Origin of the sequence: Aquisalibacillus elongatus, from assembly GCF_003843875.1 — a bacterium.
Classification (GTDB): Bacteria; Bacillota; Bacilli; order Bacillales; family Alkalibacillaceae; genus Aquisalibacillus; species Aquisalibacillus elongatus.
In genome coordinates this window covers 334102-350623 of sequence record NZ_RKRF01000007.1, presented here as the reverse complement: position 1 = coordinate 350623, position 16522 = coordinate 334102, and the positions used below count along the sequence as shown (strand labels likewise).

Annotated in this window: 17 protein-coding genes and 1 riboswitch; all 17 genes read right to left on the bottom strand. The window is 36.2% G+C overall.

Features of this window, described 5'->3' with window-relative positions:
- Window positions 1-15: 15 nt before the first annotated feature.
- The 17 genes from guaA to EDC24_RS02300 all read right to left on the bottom strand — a co-directional run bounded on the left by guaA (window position 16) and on the right by EDC24_RS02300 (window position 16522).
- Window positions 16-1554, bottom strand: a complete 1539-nt coding sequence (gene guaA, locus EDC24_RS02380) for a glutamine-hydrolyzing GMP synthase (RefSeq protein WP_124219424.1) — start codon at window positions 1552-1554, stop codon at window positions 16-18.
- 76 nt (window positions 1555-1630) lie between these two features.
- A riboswitch (purine riboswitch) is annotated at window positions 1631-1732 on the bottom strand.
- 25 nt (window positions 1733-1757) lie between these two features.
- Window positions 1758-3224, bottom strand: a complete 1467-nt coding sequence (guaB, locus tag EDC24_RS02375) for an IMP dehydrogenase (RefSeq protein ID WP_124219422.1) — start codon at window positions 3222-3224, stop codon at window positions 1758-1760.
- 139 nt (window positions 3225-3363) lie between these two features.
- Complete coding sequence (locus tag EDC24_RS02370) at window positions 3364-4473, bottom strand: Nif3-like dinuclear metal center hexameric protein (protein WP_124219420.1); 1110 nt, start codon at window positions 4471-4473, stop codon at window positions 3364-3366.
- Window positions 4436-5167: a tRNA (adenine(22)-N(1))-methyltransferase gene (locus EDC24_RS02365; RefSeq protein ID WP_124219418.1), complete on the bottom strand. Its 732-nt coding sequence runs from the start codon at window positions 5165-5167 to the stop codon at window positions 4436-4438. The genes EDC24_RS02370 and EDC24_RS02365 overlap by 38 nt, the downstream gene beginning before the upstream one ends.
- 98 nt (window positions 5168-5265) lie before the next feature.
- The gene (locus EDC24_RS02360) at window positions 5266-5628 is read right to left on the bottom strand and encodes a c-type cytochrome (RefSeq protein WP_124219416.1); all 363 of its coding nucleotides are present in this window, start codon (window positions 5626-5628) and stop codon (window positions 5266-5268) included.
- 105 nt (window positions 5629-5733) lie between these two features.
- Window positions 5734-6273, bottom strand: a complete 540-nt coding sequence (locus tag EDC24_RS02355; RefSeq protein ID WP_124219414.1) for an LTA synthase family protein — start codon at window positions 6271-6273, stop codon at window positions 5734-5736.
- 21 nt (window positions 6274-6294) lie between these two features.
- Complete coding sequence (gene rpoD, locus EDC24_RS02350) at window positions 6295-7419, bottom strand: RNA polymerase sigma factor RpoD (protein ID WP_124219412.1); 1125 nt, start codon at window positions 7417-7419, stop codon at window positions 6295-6297.
- 34 nt (window positions 7420-7453) lie between these two features.
- The gene (gene dnaG, locus EDC24_RS02345) at window positions 7454-9274 is read right to left on the bottom strand and encodes a DNA primase (RefSeq protein ID WP_124219410.1); all 1821 of its coding nucleotides are present in this window, start codon (window positions 9272-9274) and stop codon (window positions 7454-7456) included.
- Between the two features lie 321 nt (window positions 9275-9595).
- Complete coding sequence (locus EDC24_RS02340) at window positions 9596-10396, bottom strand: pyruvate, water dikinase regulatory protein (RefSeq protein WP_124219408.1); 801 nt, start codon at window positions 10394-10396, stop codon at window positions 9596-9598.
- Window positions 10397-10413: 17 nt separating this feature from the next.
- Complete coding sequence (ccpN, locus tag EDC24_RS02335; RefSeq protein ID WP_124219406.1) at window positions 10414-11037, bottom strand: transcriptional regulator CcpN; 624 nt, start codon at window positions 11035-11037, stop codon at window positions 10414-10416.
- A 112-nt stretch (window positions 11038-11149) separates the two neighbouring features.
- Entirely contained in the window at window positions 11150-11893 is a 744-nt protein-coding gene (gene recO, locus EDC24_RS02330; RefSeq protein ID WP_124219404.1) for a DNA repair protein RecO, read from the bottom strand.
- A 24-nt stretch (window positions 11894-11917) separates the two neighbouring features.
- On the bottom strand, window positions 11918-12067 hold the full coding sequence (locus EDC24_RS02325) for a YqzL family protein (RefSeq protein WP_124219402.1): 150 nt from the start codon (window positions 12065-12067) through the stop codon (window positions 11918-11920).
- A 166-nt stretch (window positions 12068-12233) separates the two neighbouring features.
- On the bottom strand, window positions 12234-13139 hold the full coding sequence (gene era, locus EDC24_RS02320; RefSeq protein WP_124219400.1) for a GTPase Era: 906 nt from the start codon (window positions 13137-13139) through the stop codon (window positions 12234-12236).
- A 133-nt stretch (window positions 13140-13272) separates the two neighbouring features.
- Window positions 13273-13623, bottom strand: a complete 351-nt coding sequence (locus tag EDC24_RS02315; protein ID WP_124219398.1) for a diacylglycerol kinase family protein — start codon at window positions 13621-13623, stop codon at window positions 13273-13275.
- A complete protein-coding gene (ybeY, locus tag EDC24_RS02310; protein ID WP_124219396.1) occupies window positions 13616-14092 on the bottom strand; it encodes an rRNA maturation RNase YbeY in 477 nt (158 codons plus the stop codon). Before ybeY ends, EDC24_RS02315 begins: the two co-directional genes overlap by 8 nt.
- A complete protein-coding gene (locus EDC24_RS02305; RefSeq protein WP_170158441.1) occupies window positions 14093-15535 on the bottom strand; it encodes an HD family phosphohydrolase in 1443 nt (480 codons plus the stop codon).
- Window positions 15536-15568: 33 nt separating this feature from the next.
- Window positions 15569-16522 carry a PhoH family protein gene (locus EDC24_RS02300; RefSeq protein WP_124219393.1) on the bottom strand — a complete coding sequence of 318 codons (954 nt, stop codon included), beginning with the start codon at window positions 16520-16522 and terminating at the stop codon, window positions 15569-15571.

The following is a 16522-nucleotide window of genomic DNA, read 5'->3' as shown; positions in this document are numbered from 1 at the left end:
TAGCCCGGGGTATTATTATTCCCACTCAATCGTAGATGGCGGTTTACTCGTAATGTCATAGACAACACGGTTACAATGCGTGACTTCATTGACAATGCGAGTTGATATTTTTTCTAATACGTCAAATGGTATTCTCGCCCAATCAGAAGTCATCCCGTCAACAGACGTCACAGCCCTGATTGCAATGGTATGATCGTACGTTCTTTGATCACCCATAACACCGACACTTTGAATTCCGGGTAAAACCGTGAAATACTGCCAAACATCTTGTTCTAATCCCGCTTCTTTTATTTCTTCTCTTAAGATTGCATCAGATTGTCTCACTAAACTAAGTTTTTCTTCTGTTACTTCACCTAGTGTTCGAATGGCTAAACCTGGTCCTGGGAATGGCTGGCGCCAAACCATATGTTGTGGAATGCCTAATTCCTCACCAAGATGACGAACTTCATCTTTAAATAACGTATTTAAAGGTTCAATTAAGTCGAAGTTCATTTTATCAGGTAGGCCTCCGACATTGTGGTGAGATTTTATTGTTTGGGCTGTTTCAGTTCCGCTTTCAATAATATCCGTATAAAGTGTGCCTTGCGCTAAATAGTCAACATCTTCTAATTTTGAAGCTTCCTCGTCAAACACGTAAATGAACTCATTACCAATGATTTTACGCTTCTGTTCTGGATCTGATACGCCTTTTAGGAGATTGAGAAAACGTTGCTCGGCATCAACACGAATAACGTTAATATCAAATCCTTCACTAAACATCTTCATGACGTCATCAGCTTCATTTTGACGCAACAAACCGTGGTCGACAAAAATACACGTCAATTGATCACCAATCGCTCGATGTAGGAGAACAGCAGTGACTGAAGAATCGACACCACCGCTTAAAGCACATAACACTTTGCGATCCTTTACTTCATCTCTTATCTTTTGCACTTCTAATTCTATAAAATTCTCCATCGTCCAATTGCCGAAACAACCACATATATTGATTACGAAATTCTTTAGGATGTCACGGCCGTATTCCGTGTGATTTACTTCTGGATGAAACTGAACACCGTAAATTGGTCTGCTCTGGTGACTCATCACGGATACAGGACATGAAGGATTTGTTGCGTCAACATTGAATTCATCTGGAGCCGTTGTGATATGGTCACTATGACTCATCCAAACCGTTTGTTCATCAGGTAACGTCGCTAGTAACTCTGAGTCATTTTGTCTTAAAATTTGAGCCTTACCATATTCTCTTTTATGAGCTTTTTTGACTTCACCATTAAAATGATGTGCCATTAACTGCATACCATAACAAATCCCTAAAATGGGGACATCAAGGTTATATATTTCAGGATCAATGGTAAAAGCTCCCTCTTCATAAACACTATTTGGTCCGCCTGACAAAATAATGCCAGAAGGTTTTAAGTCTTTAATTTGTTTAGCCGTTAATCGATGAGAATGTAGTTCACTATAAACACCGATTTCGCGAATACGTCTTGTGATTAATTGATTATATTGACTCCCGTAATCAAGCACGATGATTTTTTCGTTTAATTCTTCCATCAATGTCACTCCTTTTAATTCGAACCCTAATAAAATAGTCTAGAATCCTGCATAGACTATAAAGGCAGAATTCTAGACATATCATTCTAACCTTCATAGTCAGGTTGTTAATGGCAACCTGGTAGAAACTCTCGCACCGTATTAGCGAGTATATATGAAGTATCCGTTCAATGTTATTAAAAGGGTTCGGTATTTAATTGTTTTTAAAATGAATAATTAGGAGCTTCTTTTGTAACTTGTACGTCATGTGGATGACTTTCTTTTAATCCGGCATTGGTGATTTTAATGAAAGTTGCTTCTTCTCTTAACGCCTGTAGATCCTTCGTTCCACAGTAACCCATCCCAGACTTTAGTCCGCCAATGAGTTGATAAAAGGTATCAGCAAGCGGTCCTTTATAAGGAACTCGGCCTTCAATGCCTTCTGGAACAAACTTCTTATTTTCCTCTTGGAAGTAACGATCTTTACTACCACGTTCCATAGCACTTACAGATCCCATTCCTCGATAGACCTTATAACGTCTACCTTGATAGATTTCCGTTTGCCCAGGACTCTCTGATGTGCCAGCAAACATACTACCAATCATTACTGTATGAGCACCTGAAGCTAATGCTTTCGCAACTTCTCCAGAGAATTTGATGCCCCCATCCGCAATAATAGAAACACCATGATTTCTAGCCTCTGTTGCGCAGTCATAAATGGCTGTAATCTGAGGCACGCCAACGCCTGCGACGACACGTGTTGTACAAATGGATCCAGGTCCAATACCAACTTTAATAATATCTGCGCCTGCTTCAATTAATTCTCTGGTTGCTTCTTTAGTAGCAACATTACCAGCGATGATATTTACATCAGGATAAGTTTGACGAAGTCCTCTTACAGCTTGAATGACGCCATTCGAATGACCATGAGCTGTATCAACCACTAACGCATCTACACCTGCTTCAACAAGTTTCTCTGATCGAAGCATGTAATCACCTGATACGCCTATGGCAGCCGCTACAACTAAACGGCCTTGATCGTCAACAGCTGAGTGAGGAAACTCGATGACTTTTTCAATATCCTTAATCGTAATTAAACCTTTTAGACGATTGTCGTCATCTACAAGAGGTAGTTTCTCAATTTTGTGTTTTTGCAAGATTTGTTCAGCTTCTTCTAATGAAGTATCAACTGGCGCTGTAATTAGTTCATCTTTAGTCATGACATCTTCAATCGTTGAAGAATAATCCTGAATGAAACGTAAGTCTCTGTTCGTTATAATTCCAACTAGCTGACAGTCGTCCTCATCATTTACAATAGGCACACCTGAAATGCGAAATTTACCCATAAGATGCTCAGCATCATACACTTGATGGTCCGGCGTTAGATAGAAAGGATTTGATATAACACCTCGAATAGAGCGTTTCACCTGATCGACTTGATCGGCCTGTTCCTCAATCGACATGTTCTTGTGAATTACACCAAGTCCACCTTCCCTGGCCATTGCTATCGCCATATCGCCTTCTGTTACAGTATCCATGCCTGCACTAATAATCGGTGCGTTAAGTCGTAACGTTTTCGTCAACTGAACGCTTACATCAACTTGACGTGGTAACACATCAGATTTTGCCGGCTGAAGTAACACATCATCAAACGTTAAGCCTTCCTTATTAAATTTTTGCTCCCAAACCATTAATTAAATTCCTCCCCCTTTTATATTTTAAATAAGGTTATCAACGACCCAATCGTATGTCAACAAGCCTTAAATAAATAAAAACATTCAGAATATACAGAAAACACGATTAAGCAGCATCATTGCTGCCTAATCGTGTTTATACAAAGCGAAATGGTTCTGTTACAACATTTGATGTCGTAAATTCAACATCTATATTTTGTGCTTTGTTTGATAGTAATTTTACTAGGTCTTTTTTCATCACTTGCTCAATGTGGTGACCTGGGTCAATCATGGATAAGCCCATTCCTAAAGCATCATGTGCTGTATGGTAGTAAACATCACCGGTAATTAGAACATCAGCACCCTTACGTTTAGCTTCATGTATGAATTTATTGCCATCTCCACCAATCACAGCAACGTTTTTCACACTTTTCGTTGAATCGCCAATTAAACGAACAGCTGGAACATCAAATGCTTCTTTAACTAATTGTGCGAATTCTTGAAGCGTCATGTCTTCTTCTAATTGACCGATTCTCCCAAGTCCGAATTTTGAACCCGTGATGGCTTCAGGGTAAACGTCATACGCCATTTCTTCATAAGGGTGTGCCTCAGTAGCAGCCTCTATTGCCTTAGACAAAATAGACTTTGGAACAATAGTTTCCATTCGGACTTCTGAGACCTTCTCAAGATCGCCTTGTGTGCCAATATAAGGATTAGTGCCTTCTTGCGGCTTAAACGTGCCTGTTCCAGGCGTATTGAATGTACAATGACTATAGTTACCAATATGGCCTGCTCCAGCGTTAGACAACGCATCTCTTAACTCGTTTTCATGCGTTTCAGGCACAAAAACAACAAGTTTGAATAACTCGTCTTCACCTGTCTCAACTAAAATTTGATGGTTCTCGATTCCTAATTGGTTCATTAGCATATCATTAACGCCGCCAGATGTGATATCAAGGTTTGTATGAGCAACATAAACCGAGATCTTATGTTGTAGTAACTTTTGTATAATACGGCCTTTCTCACTATTAGTATTAATAGATGTTAAAGGCTTAAAGATTAAAGGATGATGGGCAACAATTAAATCAACATCACTATCAATCGCTTCATCTACAACGTTTTCTAAGACATCTAAGGCTACCATAACTTTATTCACCTTATGATTAAGACTCCCTACGTGTAGCCCTATCTTATCCCCTTCAAACGCTAATTGCGGTGGAGCAATGTCATCAACTAAGGTCACGATATCCTTTACTGTCGTTGTCATTGTCTATCTCCTCCTTAATCCATTGAACTTGTTGCTTGAACAACTGGATTTTATTTTGATCCACTTGTTTTGCTTGAGCCATTTGGTCAATGATTCGTTGCTTTTTTTGTAAAACTTGTTTCCACTTCGTATAAAAAGCATCGTTTTTATCATTTATAATTAATGGTCCTAAATATTTTTCTTTGTCGGTATAAGAAACGTTGGTATCTACAGGTTCTAAAACAAGAATTTCATAAATATAACCATCATCATCTAATATATTTTCATGACATATTTGAAATGAAAAATCCTCTGCAAATTCTCGAATAGATTGTGCATCGATATTAGGTTGTAAGATTAAACGTTGAACACCTTTTAACTTTGAAACGTCATTTGTTAATATATCCGTAATGAGCGTACCACCCATACCGGCAATCGCAATACAATCAACTTCATGTTGTTTAATGACTTCCAAACCATTGCCTAAGCGTACATCTATTCGTTCACTTAAATGATATTGGTCTACTTGTTGTTTAGCTGACAACCAAGGCCCTCGGTTTACTTCACCAGCTATAGCTTGTATAGATGAATTATTTAGACAAACATAACAAGGTAAATATGCATGGTCAGAACCAATATCTGCGAAAGATTGAATATTGTCTGGTATGTAGTCTGCTACTAATTTTAATCTTTTAGAAAGTAAAATTGGATTCATTAGAAACAATCACCTTAAAATTTATCTTAATGTTGAGCTTTGAACAAAATCGTAAAAAAGTCCAGAAACATGAGGTTGCTTCTGGACTTTTCTAGATTTTATTCTTGTTCATTCATGAGCCATTCTGCAATAGCCTGTGCTTCTTCACCATTAGCATAATCACCTGTCATTTGACTACTACCTTCAACACCGTTATTAATAATGTCCGCAAGTTCATCGACCGATGAATATCTCTCACTTACATCATTTAAAGAAGGACCTGAAGCACCTTGTAGGTCTTCCCCATGGCATGAGATACATGCATTTTGTTCTACTAACTCTGCAGGGTCAAGTGTCCCCTCGTTTCCGCCTTCACCTTCAGCTTGATCTTGTTGGGAAAGGCCGACACCACCCATAACAATCATTGCTACAATTCCTAACGTTGCAATAAGAGCGAATGGTATTACTGGATTCTTTTTCATGTTTTATAACCTCCTCCGTTGCACACTATGTAAATACGAATAATTCCAAACTATATTTATTTTACTCGAAAATAGTTTAAACTAAAAGGGAGAAATTGTGAAGATTTATATAACAATTAAATAACCCACTAATAAGATGATCCCTATAGCTCCCGATACTGTTAAATACACATATTTTTTCCAATACCCAAACAAAATCCATGTTAGACAATTTAAAAGAATTAATCCAGATATCATAACAGTATTTAAATATGGTTCAAAAATAACGATCGATCCGAGAAATAATATAATAAAAAATAAAATAACAGGTAAATGAATCCAGATGAGCTGTTTTTTTCTAAAAAAAATATAATGCATAACTGTAATGAACAATATTACGGCGACGCTTGTAACATGAAATACTATTGATGCGTCCATTGATAAAGTTAAAAATAAGGAAACAGGAATAAAAAGCAACAAGAAGATCAAGTCGATATACAACCCAATACTTCTCCCTTGTTGCTTTTGTACAGCGTCTTGTTCCTCAACACCTTCACCTTCAGTGTAAAGCATGATTAGAAAATCACAATAATGTTCAGGTAACAATTTAGTCTGTTTCCAATATTTAATTTCATCAACAATCAAGTCTTTTCGCTCAATATCCATTTTTCCCCCAAATGGTTTTATTTACTCAAGAAAATCTTTGAGTCGCTTACTTCGACTCGGGTGTCTTAATTTACGTAATGCTTTGGCTTCAATTTGACGAATACGCTCTCTTGTTACACCGAACACTTTCCCTACTTCTTCAAGTGTACGTGTTCTACCATCGTCTAATCCAAAACGTAAACGTAATACATTCTCTTCACGATCTGTTAACGTATCTAACACATCTTCTAATTGTTCTTTTAGTAACTCATAAGCTGCATGGTCTGAAGGTGATTGAGCTTCTTGGTCCTCTATGAAATCACCTAAATGGGAATCGTCTTCTTCTCCGATTGGTGTTTCTAAGGATACAGGTTCTTGAGCAATTTTTAGAATTTCTCTTACTTTATCTGGTGTTAAATCCATATCTTCTGCGATTTCTTCAGGAGTTGGTTCGCGGCCTAAGTCTTGGAGTAACTGACGTTGAACTCTAATAAGTTTATTAATGGTTTCAACCATATGAACCGGAATACGAATTGTTCTAGCTTGATCGGCAATCGCACGTGTTATGGCTTGGCGAATCCACCAAGTTGCATACGTACTAAACTTAAACCCTTTTCGGTAATCAAATTTTTCAACGGCTTTAATTAGCCCCATATTACCTTCTTGGATAAGATCTAAGAAAAGCATGCCTCTTCCGACATAACGTTTTGCTATACTGACAACTAAACGAAGGTTTGCTTCAGCAAGTTTTTGCTTAGCGATTTCGTCACCTTGTTCAATGCGATGAGCTAAATCAATCTCATCATTAGCACTTAGTAAATCAACACGCCCTATTTCTTTTAAATACATTCTAACGGGGTCGTTAATTTTCACCCCTGGTGGTACACTTAAGTCGTTTAAGTCAAACTCTTCTTCTTTTTCGATTTTCTGCATATTAGGGTCTTCGTCATTTTCGCCAATCACATCAATCCCTTCATTTGCTAGGGATTCATAGAATTCATCCATTTGTTCCGAATCAAGTTCAAAATGTCCTAATTTATCTGCGATTTCTTCATAAACGAGCACACCTCGTTTTTTACCCATTTCTAGCAGTTGTTCTTTTGATTGTTCAAGTGTAAGCTCTTGTTCTTCTAATCCTTCTTTTGGATCGACTGGCTTATTAGCCATCTATACCCCTCCTTCCAAACTGGTGGTTGTCAATTCATGTCGTGTGTTTCTTTTTTAGTTCAATAATTTTCATGCCAATTCTTGCTGCAGATTGTGGATCGTTTTCCTTTTCTGCTTGTTTTAACATTTGCTTTAATGTTCGAAGTTCTTTACTCCACTCATTTTCTCTATTTATAGCATTGAAGTAATCATCAAGCTCTTCTTCGCCAAGTGTATCGTTTATCGGTAAAAGAGCTAACTCCGTTACAAGCTGTTTTGTCGAGTTATCCGGTAAGCGCTCAACGAATTGGCTAACGTCTGGTTCGTTCCCTTCCTCATAATATGCGTATAAATAAGTGACTAATACTTGATGGTCTTCAATATTAAATGAAGATCCTAGCCTATCTTGAACCCGGTCTGCAATATATGGGTCTTGAAGCATATGAGCGATTAAGTGTCGTTCGGCATTTTGATATGCACTGTATAACTTTTGGTTTTTGTTCCAATTATTATGTTCAATGCTGGATTTTTTAACATAATTATCTTGAGCTTTTGTTTGTTGCTTTATTCTTCTACGTTGTTCAATTTCTTGAGTTAACGTTTGTTTATCCAGATTAAACGTTTCTTCAAGTTCATTTAGATAAAAACCTCGTTCAACAGCTTGGTCAACTTCAGCCACAATATCTAAAGCTTTTTCTACATATTTTACTCGGTCGTGATCGATATTCAGGTTGTAGTTCTTTTTTATATACTCTAATGCAAACGAAACGTAATTCTCAGCCGAATCAATCAAGTTCTGGAATGCTTCTGATCCGTGTTCCTGATAATAATCATCAGGATCCATCTCATTAGGTAAATTCGCTACTCGAGCGTACATTCCTGCTTTTTTTATAATATTGGCGGCTTTATAACTTGCATCCCGCCCCGGTTGATCTCCGTCAAAACAAATAATGACTTCATCGACATAATGACTTAGGATCTTAGTATGTGTCTCAGATAGGCTTGTCCCCATCGTAGCCACACCATTTTTAACACCTGCTTGATGAGCTTTTATAACATCTGCGTAACCTTCAAATAAGACAACTCGATTTAACTTTTGAAAATGTTTTCTAGCCTTATGGAAATTATATAGAATTTTATTTTTTTGGAATAAGCTTGATTCTGGGCTGTTTAAATACTTTGGTTCTATTTCATCTTGAATAGATCTACCGCCATAAGCCACGATTTTTCCTTGGTGATTATGAATAGGAAAAATAACTCGCCCTTGAAATCTGTCAAAAAAGCTATTCCCATCTCGGCTACTTAATAAACCGAATTCAACCAAATTCTCTACTTTAAAGCCTTTTCCTTGTAAAAATGCACCTAAAAATTGATCTTTCAGTGGAGAATAACCTATTTGAAATTCTTCTATAGCTTCCTCAGAAAATCCTCTATTTATAAGGTAATCATGAGCATTTTTTCCGTCTTTCGTATGCTTAAGTACATGATGGAATAATTTATTAGACCATTCGTAAGCTTGAAGAACGTCTTGCTGCTCATCTGTATAAGAGGGTCCACGTTGTTGTCTCGCAAGGTACTCTTCAGGTAGTGCATCGCCACTTTTATTAGCCAAGGCTTCTACAGCCTCTATAAATGAAATCTCTTCAATTTCCATTAAAAACGTAGCAGCACTACCGCCTTTTCCACAACCAAAGCAGTGAAAGATCTGTTTTTCAGGTGATACTGAAAAAGAAGGAGTATCCTCACCATGAAAAGGACATAATCCAAAATAATTACGTCCTTTTTTCGTTAGTTTCATGTATTCACTTATGACATCAACAATATCATTGTTGCGCATAATGGTATCTATTGTTTCTTGTGGGATTTTATTCACCATTCAGAATCACCATGTCATATAATTCGATAAGATTTAAGAAATACCTTCAAAAATCGACAAAAATTTATAAAGTTTATAAAGTTGTCATATTTCTGCTCTCACTATTATATTTACCCCTAGTATGTATTAGTCAAACTGTATTCTATTAAACTACTTAATTCCACAAATATTGATTATAACCTATTATTTTTTAAGATGCGAATACTTTGATTTAAGTTTTAATATTAAAAATTGAATGACATTAACAGACTAAAAACTCAAAAGGGCAGCCCCAATCCACTGGGACAGCCCTTTTATAAACATAACTTCTAGGTAATGAATTTATCTTTTTATTTTTCTTAAAATCACATTAGCTGTCTCTTCGACAGCTTTGTTCGATACATCAATGGTATCACAGCCTATTTTTTCAACGACTTTGTTAAAATATTCGATTTCTTTCTTTATACGATCTTCTTTTGCATAATTAGCAGAACCGTCTAGACCTAATGCTTTAAGCCTTTCTGTTCGAATATGGTTTAATTTCTCATGATTAATATTTAACCCAATGCATTTCTCAGGTGAAACTTGAAATAACTCTTCTGGTGGTTCAACTTCCGGCACGATTGGAACATTAGCAACCTTTAATTTTTTATGAGCTAAAAATTGCGATAAAGGTGTTTTAGAAGTTCGCGACACACCAATTAAGATCAAATCAGCCTTCAGTATACCTTTCGCATCTCGTCCGTCATCATATTTAACCGCGAATTCAATGGCTTCAACTCGCTTGTAATAATCTTCATCGAGTTTATGTACTAAGCCAGGTTGAAGTGTTGGTTGTTCATCTAAATGATTTTCTAATTGCTCCAATAAGGGTCCCATTAAATCGATTGCAACAATACCAAACTCCTGTTCTAACTCTCTCATTTTAACTCGAAACTCAGGCTTCACTAATGTATAAGCCATCATGCCATTGTTCTCATGAGCTAAATGGAAGGCATCCACCATTGTCGCTTCATCATCTACATAAGGAATACGTTGAATTTTCATATTTTGATCTTTAAACTGACTTAAAGCAGCTTTTGCCAATAACTCTGCTGTTTCGCCTACTGAGTCAGATAATACGTAAAAAACAGAACTGCTCATTTTCAAACCCCCTAGACTTACTCATCTTTCACCAAATCTACAAATGCTTTTGTAATATTTGTTTTTGTTAAGCGCCCTATAACTTCTTGACCATCTTGACGATCGATAACAACTGGGAGTGCATCAATTTGATTTTCAATCAGTTTTGTCGCCGCATCTACAAGTAAATCATCTTTATAACAAACCGTAATCTTAGGAATGCGTGTCATTATAATATGAACCGGAACTTCAGATAGTTCTTGATTACCCATTGTTGCGCGAAGAAGATCTTTTCTTGACAATACGCCAACAAGCATGGATTGTTGGTTAACGACAAATAATGTCCCTATATCTTCTAAAAACATCGTTGTAATAGCATCATACACCGAAACTTGATCATTCACAACGACCGGAACAGAATGTTGGTCTCTAACTTTTAACTTTTTTAGCTGATCTGACATGAGCTCTGTCCCAGTTTTTCCAGTGTAAAAATAACCTACACGTGGTCTTGCATCAAGGAACCCTGCCATTGTCAAAATAGCTAAATCTGGCCTTAAGGTTGCCCGTGTTAAACTTAATTGATCAGCAATGTTTTCTCCAGTAATAGGTCCGTTTTCTTTCACGATCTCTATAATTTGTTCTTGTCGGTGTGTTAATTCCATCTACGATTTCCACCTCTGTCCAATCTGACATACTATATTTAATTATTATATATTATTATGTGGATTAATTAAATAAAGGATGACAAAATGTCAGTATTCTGTCACCCTTAGACTATTCTAACAAATGCATTTGATCTAGGAATCGTTTAGATTTAATTGGCATTCCACCGTATCGTTCATAATAATGCTCAAGCATTTCGCGTATCAATTTTAAAGTATCCGACTTGATCGATATGTCCCGTATTCGTTTAATGCTCGTTTGACTCATTAATTTTAACACTTTATAGGCATTAGGCGTCAATTTAAAATAATCCTCACTACGATGGATACATTGATCACATATGACGCCACCATCAGAAATTGAAAAGGCTGCGATGGGTCTGTCTCTATGTCCGAAAACACAGTGATTAACGATTGGTGCAAATCCACCTATGTAATACATTTTAAGCTCAAACATGAGTGTAATAGCTAATGGGTCATCTCCATTTTCAATACGCTCAAGACTCGTATAAAGTTCATCAAAAACAGAAGAGTTCGGCTCACGCTCATTAACAACTTTGGTTAATAACTCAGTTATGTATGAAACATACGCTGTCTTTATAATATCCTCTCTTATGCCTCTCATACTATGCAATAAGTCACCTTGCTGTAATGTACCTAGCCCCTTATTCATTTGAACCAAAAAGGAACCATATATAAATGGCTGCGTAATCGCAGCCATTCGACTTTTTGACTTTTTCGCACCTCTAGCAACGGCACTAATCAGACCATATTCTTTTGTATATAACGTTATTATTTTATTGGATTCTCCGTAATCACGGGATCGAACAACAATCCCCTGTACTTTCTCGAACATATGTCTCCCTTACTTTCATAACTCTTATTGACCATTATTAACGAGTTTAGAATTTGTATCTTGTATATTACTCTTTTGATGCGTGCTTTGATAAGCTTCCTCCATTTGTTTCATCAATAAATACGTTTCAACACTGCCAGTCTTACTGAACACTTTCCAAGGTAAATCAATCACAGAAATCTCCACCTTTCAGATTTATTGATCACAAACAAATGTCCACGCTGCTTGACACACTTGCAAAAGATGAATGCGAGTGTTTTCAACAGGATGAAAACATTTCTATAGTCATATCATTTGTCGTTATGAACTTTTCATTAGTTAAAAATATTACCAGTTGACATTAATAATCTTCTTCGTTATAGCCAAAATCACGTAATTGATTCATTCGATTACGCCAGTCTTGTTCAACCTTAACCCAAAGCTCTAGATAAACTTTTGAACCTAATAAGCTTTCAATATCTTTACGCGCTTCACTTCCGACTTGCTTAAGCATTTGTCCTTGTTTGCCAATGATAATGCCTTTTTGTGATTTGCGTTCAACAATAATTGCTGCTTGAACATCTATTATGTCGCTATCTTCATCAGCTTGTATACCTTCGATCACAACCGCGATTGAATGTGGAATCTCTTCTCTTGTATGGTGCAGTACTTTTTCGCGTACAAGTTCACTAATGATAAACCTCTCTGGGTGGTCTGTAATATGATCTTCAGGGTAAAATTGCGGCCCTTCAGGCAAATAGCTCTCCATAACATTTAATAAATTATTGACGTTGTTACCGTTTAGAGCAGAAATTGGTATGATCTCTGCAAATTCCAGTTTATCTTTGTACAAATCAATTAAAGGTAAGAGCTCGTCCGGATGTACTTCATCAATTTTATTAATCACCAAGAAGATGGGTTGGTCAACTTGTTTGAGCTTGTCTATTATAAATTGATCACCTTTTCCGAAACCTTCTTTGGCATTTACCATAAACATAACCATATCTACTTCGTTCAGTGAGTTGATTGACGACTGAACCATAAAATCTCCAAGCTTATGTTTAGGCTTATGAATGCCTGGTGTATCAATAAAAATGAATTGAGCTTGTTCAGTCGTGTATACACCTTGAATTTTGTTACGTGTCGTTTGTGGCTTATCACTCATAATAGCAATTTTTTGTCCAAGCACATGATTCATAAATGTTGATTTACCTACATTTGGTCGTCCAATAATTGAAATAAATCCTGATCTAAAGTTGTCCTTCATGTTTATTCTCCTATATCTCTTAGTGTTAAATATTTTACTATAAACTCGTTGAAATTTCATTTGTTCGACAAAACCTATCGATAAAAGACAAAAGAGCACCCGTTTTGCACGAATACTCTTTACTAATCTTTCGTTATAATAAACTGATTATACGAGGCACGAAAATGATAATCCCTATGATCAAAGCAAAAATCGAAGCTATTAATACAGCACCAGCACTGATGTCTTTTATTTGTTTTGCTACGTCATGGCGTTCTGTAAAAATTTGATCCGTAATAATTTCAATTGACGTATTTAGTAATTCTGCTACTAAGACCATGGCTATAGCAATTAATAAAAATAGCCACTCTATTACCGTGACATTTAACCATAAGCCCGTAAATAATACTAATAACATAGCCACAAAATGAATCTTCATATTACGCTCTAATTTAACAGCCGTAAAAATTCCTCTTATGGCATGTCTAAACCCAATCTTATCCATTTTGATCCCTTTTCAAATCAAATTCTTCTAAAATATGCTCCTGGCGTTCAAACATTTCCTTTTCTTCTTCAACCGTTTGATGATCATACCCTAATAAATGAAGAAATCCATGAACTGTAAGGAAACCTAATTCTCTTTGAAAAGAATGTTGATACTCTTCAGCTTGTTGTTCGGCTCTTTCAACTGAGATTATGATATCACCTAAATGATCGGGCAAATCCACACCTGAGATTTGTAATTCTTCTCCTCCTTGCTCTTGCATGGCAAAAGAAATGACGTCTGTCGGTTGATCTTTACCACGGTAGTCCCGGTTAATCTCCTGTATATCTGCATTGTTTACAAACGAAACTGATAGCTCAGCATCTTCCTTGATCTCTTCCATTTCAGCAGCATAATTTAATAATTGCTCTAATAACCCTAATTGTTCTTCACTAAGTAAATTCTGTTCATCAATAAAATCTATATCCATTTAGTGCCCTCCTTGAGTTGGTTGCAGCATACTGTCTTTAGGGTACTCGATTCTAGCATGGAAAATACCGTTAAGCATATCACAGATATCTTTTTCAACTTTTAGGATCTCGTGAATAGTTAATTGACTATCATTAAATTGACCATCCATTAAACGGTCATAAATAATGGCTCTAACTAATTCGTTAATTTCATCATTTGTCGGTTTATCCTTTGAGCGAACTGCCGCTTCAACAGAGTCACAAATATTAATAATTGCCGCTTCTTTCGATTGTGGGATTGGACCATCATATCGAAAATATCTTTCCATTACGTTTGATTTACGGTCTTTCGCTTTATAGTAAAAGTATTTTAACAACGTTGTTCCATGATGCTGTTCAGCTATATCAATAACTTCTTTAGGTAAACCGTGTTCTTTTAATAAGCGAGCACTGTCTTTCGGATGCTCTAGAATAATTCTGGCACTTTCTTCTGGAGGTAACGAATCATGTGGGTTTTTGCCTTTGTTTTGATTTTCTATAAACATATGAGGTTTGATTGCTTTTCCGACATCATGATAATAAGATGCCACACGAGCTAATAACCCGTTAGCCCCAATAGCCTCACAAGCAGATTCACTTAAATTGGCAACCATAACACTATGATGATATGTACCAGGTGCTTCAACCAATACTTTTCTTAATAAAGGGTGGTTTGGATTTGATAACGCTAATAATTTCGTGTCAGTTAACATATTAAAACCAGCTTCGAACAAAGGTAATATACCTAATGTTAGAATAACCGCAAATAATACAGATAATGATACAAATAATAGTGACATTAAAAAGTCCGTTGATGTAATAGACATCCAACTCGTCATCTCAAACATGACGACTAATAAAATATGAACGGACAACAATGACATGGATGTCTTTAATAATGATTTACGGTCTTTAATCGATTCAAAAAAGAAAATCGCAAACCATTGAGACAGTAATAAAAATAAAAATACATAATAGCCATTAGCCCCATTTAGGCTAAAAATAAAACTTCCGAAAATCGCCATTAAAACAGAAGAAATAATAGCAAATCGCTCTTCATTAAAGTATTTAATCAAAATAGAATAAGCCGCGATTGGTGTTATATAGTAAATGTAATTCATTTCAGTACCAATGGCTTGAAAAGCATACATTAAAATTAATAAACCAGACCCTATAAATGTAAAGGTAACTGTTTTTTGACGACTCCAATTCTGATCTTTCGTTATTTCCATAGAGAGAATAAACAGAGTTAACAGCACCATACTAAGGCTAATTAGAAACTGATTTAGGGATACATGTTCTTGAATGTATTGAACTAGCATAAATGTCAAAAATATCGCAGGTGTCAAAAATGATGCAAGAACAGAATGAATGTTAAATTTTTTAATGTTCATCATAACCATTGGAATTTTTCGTTTAGCCACTTTCATACGATAACACCAGCTTTTTAAATATCTTTATTTTTCATACGCTTCAATGACTTTTTGAACAAGTGGGTGACGAACAACATCCGTTCCCTTTAAGAAGTTAAATTCAACGCCATCAATTTTACCTAAACGATCTTCTGCAACTTTCAAACCAGATACGACCCCTTTAGGTAAATCAATTTGTGTAATATCTCCTGTAATAACCATTTTAGAGCCGAACCCTAAACGTGTAATAAACATCTTCATCTGTTCTGGTGTCGTATTTTGTGCTTCATCTAATATAACAAAAGCATCATCAAGCGTACGGCCTCTCATATAAGCTAATGGGGCAATTTCAATAGTGCCTCTCTCCATTAAACGCATCGTATGCTCTGTTCCAATTACATCATGCAGAGCATCATATAAAGGGCGTAAATAAGGATCTACTTTTTCTTTTAAATCACCAGGTAAAAAACCTAAACTCTCCCCTGCTTCAACGGCGGGTCTCGTTAAGATAATTCGTTTTACTTCACCATTTCTAAGTGCTTTGGCAGCCATAACAACCGCTAAGTACGTTTTACCTGTACCGGCAGGACCAATACCAAATACTAAATCGTGTTTCTTCATTGACGCGACATAATCACGTTGACCTAGCGTTTTAACGCGGATTGGCTTTCCTTGCTGATTTTTAGTGATTTCATCTTCAAATAGAGCTTCAAATTGTTCAATCTTGCCTAATTTGGCAAGCTCTAATCCGTAGATTACATCACGTTCAGTGACGTTAATCCCTTTCTTTATGACCTTTAAAACGGATTCCAATAAAACGTAAACCGTATTAACATCTTTTTCTTCACCAGTAACTTTAATTTGACCGCCACGTGTTAAAATTTTGACAGGAATAAAATACTCGATTTGCTTAATATGTCGATCGTTTGTTCCAAATAATTTTAATGTATCTGAATGATCTTCTGAATGTAAGTCGATCGTTTTATTCGTCTCTGTCAT

Excerpts from the sequence above, each read along its gene's own strand:
- EDC24_RS02365 (WP_124219418.1), bottom strand. The coding sequence starts at position 5,167 with ATGAATCCAATTTTACTTTCTAAAAGATTAAAATTAGTAGCAGACTAC.
- ccpN (WP_124219406.1), bottom strand. The coding sequence starts at position 11,037 with ATGGAATTAACACACCGACAAGAACAAATTATAGAGATCGTGAAAGAA.
- guaB (WP_124219422.1), bottom strand. The coding sequence starts at position 3,224 with ATGGTTTGGGAGCAAAAATTTAATAAGGAAGGCTTAACGTTTGATGAT.
- EDC24_RS02300 (WP_124219393.1), bottom strand. The coding sequence starts at position 16,522 with ATGACAGAGACGAATAAAACGATCGACTTACATTCAGAAGATCATTCA.
- dnaG (WP_124219410.1), bottom strand. The coding sequence starts at position 9,274 with ATGGTGAATAAAATCCCACAAGAAACAATAGATACCATTATGCGCAAC.
- guaA (WP_124219424.1), bottom strand. The coding sequence starts at position 1,554 with ATGGAAGAATTAAACGAAAAAATCATCGTGCTTGATTACGGGAGTCAA.
- ybeY (WP_124219396.1), bottom strand. The coding sequence starts at position 14,092 with ATGGATATAGATTTTATTGATGAACAGAATTTACTTAGTGAAGAACAA.
- EDC24_RS02370 (WP_124219420.1), bottom strand. The coding sequence starts at position 4,473 with ATGACAACGACAGTAAAGGATATCGTGACCTTAGTTGATGACATTGCT.
- EDC24_RS02315 (WP_124219398.1), bottom strand. The coding sequence starts at position 13,623 with ATGGATAAGATTGGGTTTAGACATGCCATAAGAGGAATTTTTACGGCT.
- EDC24_RS02360 (WP_124219416.1), bottom strand. The coding sequence starts at position 5,628 with ATGAAAAAGAATCCAGTAATACCATTCGCTCTTATTGCAACGTTAGGA.
- recO (WP_124219404.1), bottom strand. The coding sequence starts at position 11,893 with ATGTTCGAGAAAGTACAGGGGATTGTTGTTCGATCCCGTGATTACGGA.
- rpoD (WP_124219412.1), bottom strand. The coding sequence starts at position 7,419 with ATGGCTAATAAGCCAGTCGATCCAAAAGAAGGATTAGAAGAACAAGAG.
- EDC24_RS02340 (WP_124219408.1), bottom strand. The coding sequence starts at position 10,396 with ATGAGCAGTTCTGTTTTTTACGTATTATCTGACTCAGTAGGCGAAACA.
- era (WP_124219400.1), bottom strand. The coding sequence starts at position 13,139 with ATGAAGGACAACTTTAGATCAGGATTTATTTCAATTATTGGACGACCA.
- EDC24_RS02355 (WP_124219414.1), bottom strand. The coding sequence starts at position 6,273 with ATGGATATTGAGCGAAAAGACTTGATTGTTGATGAAATTAAATATTGG.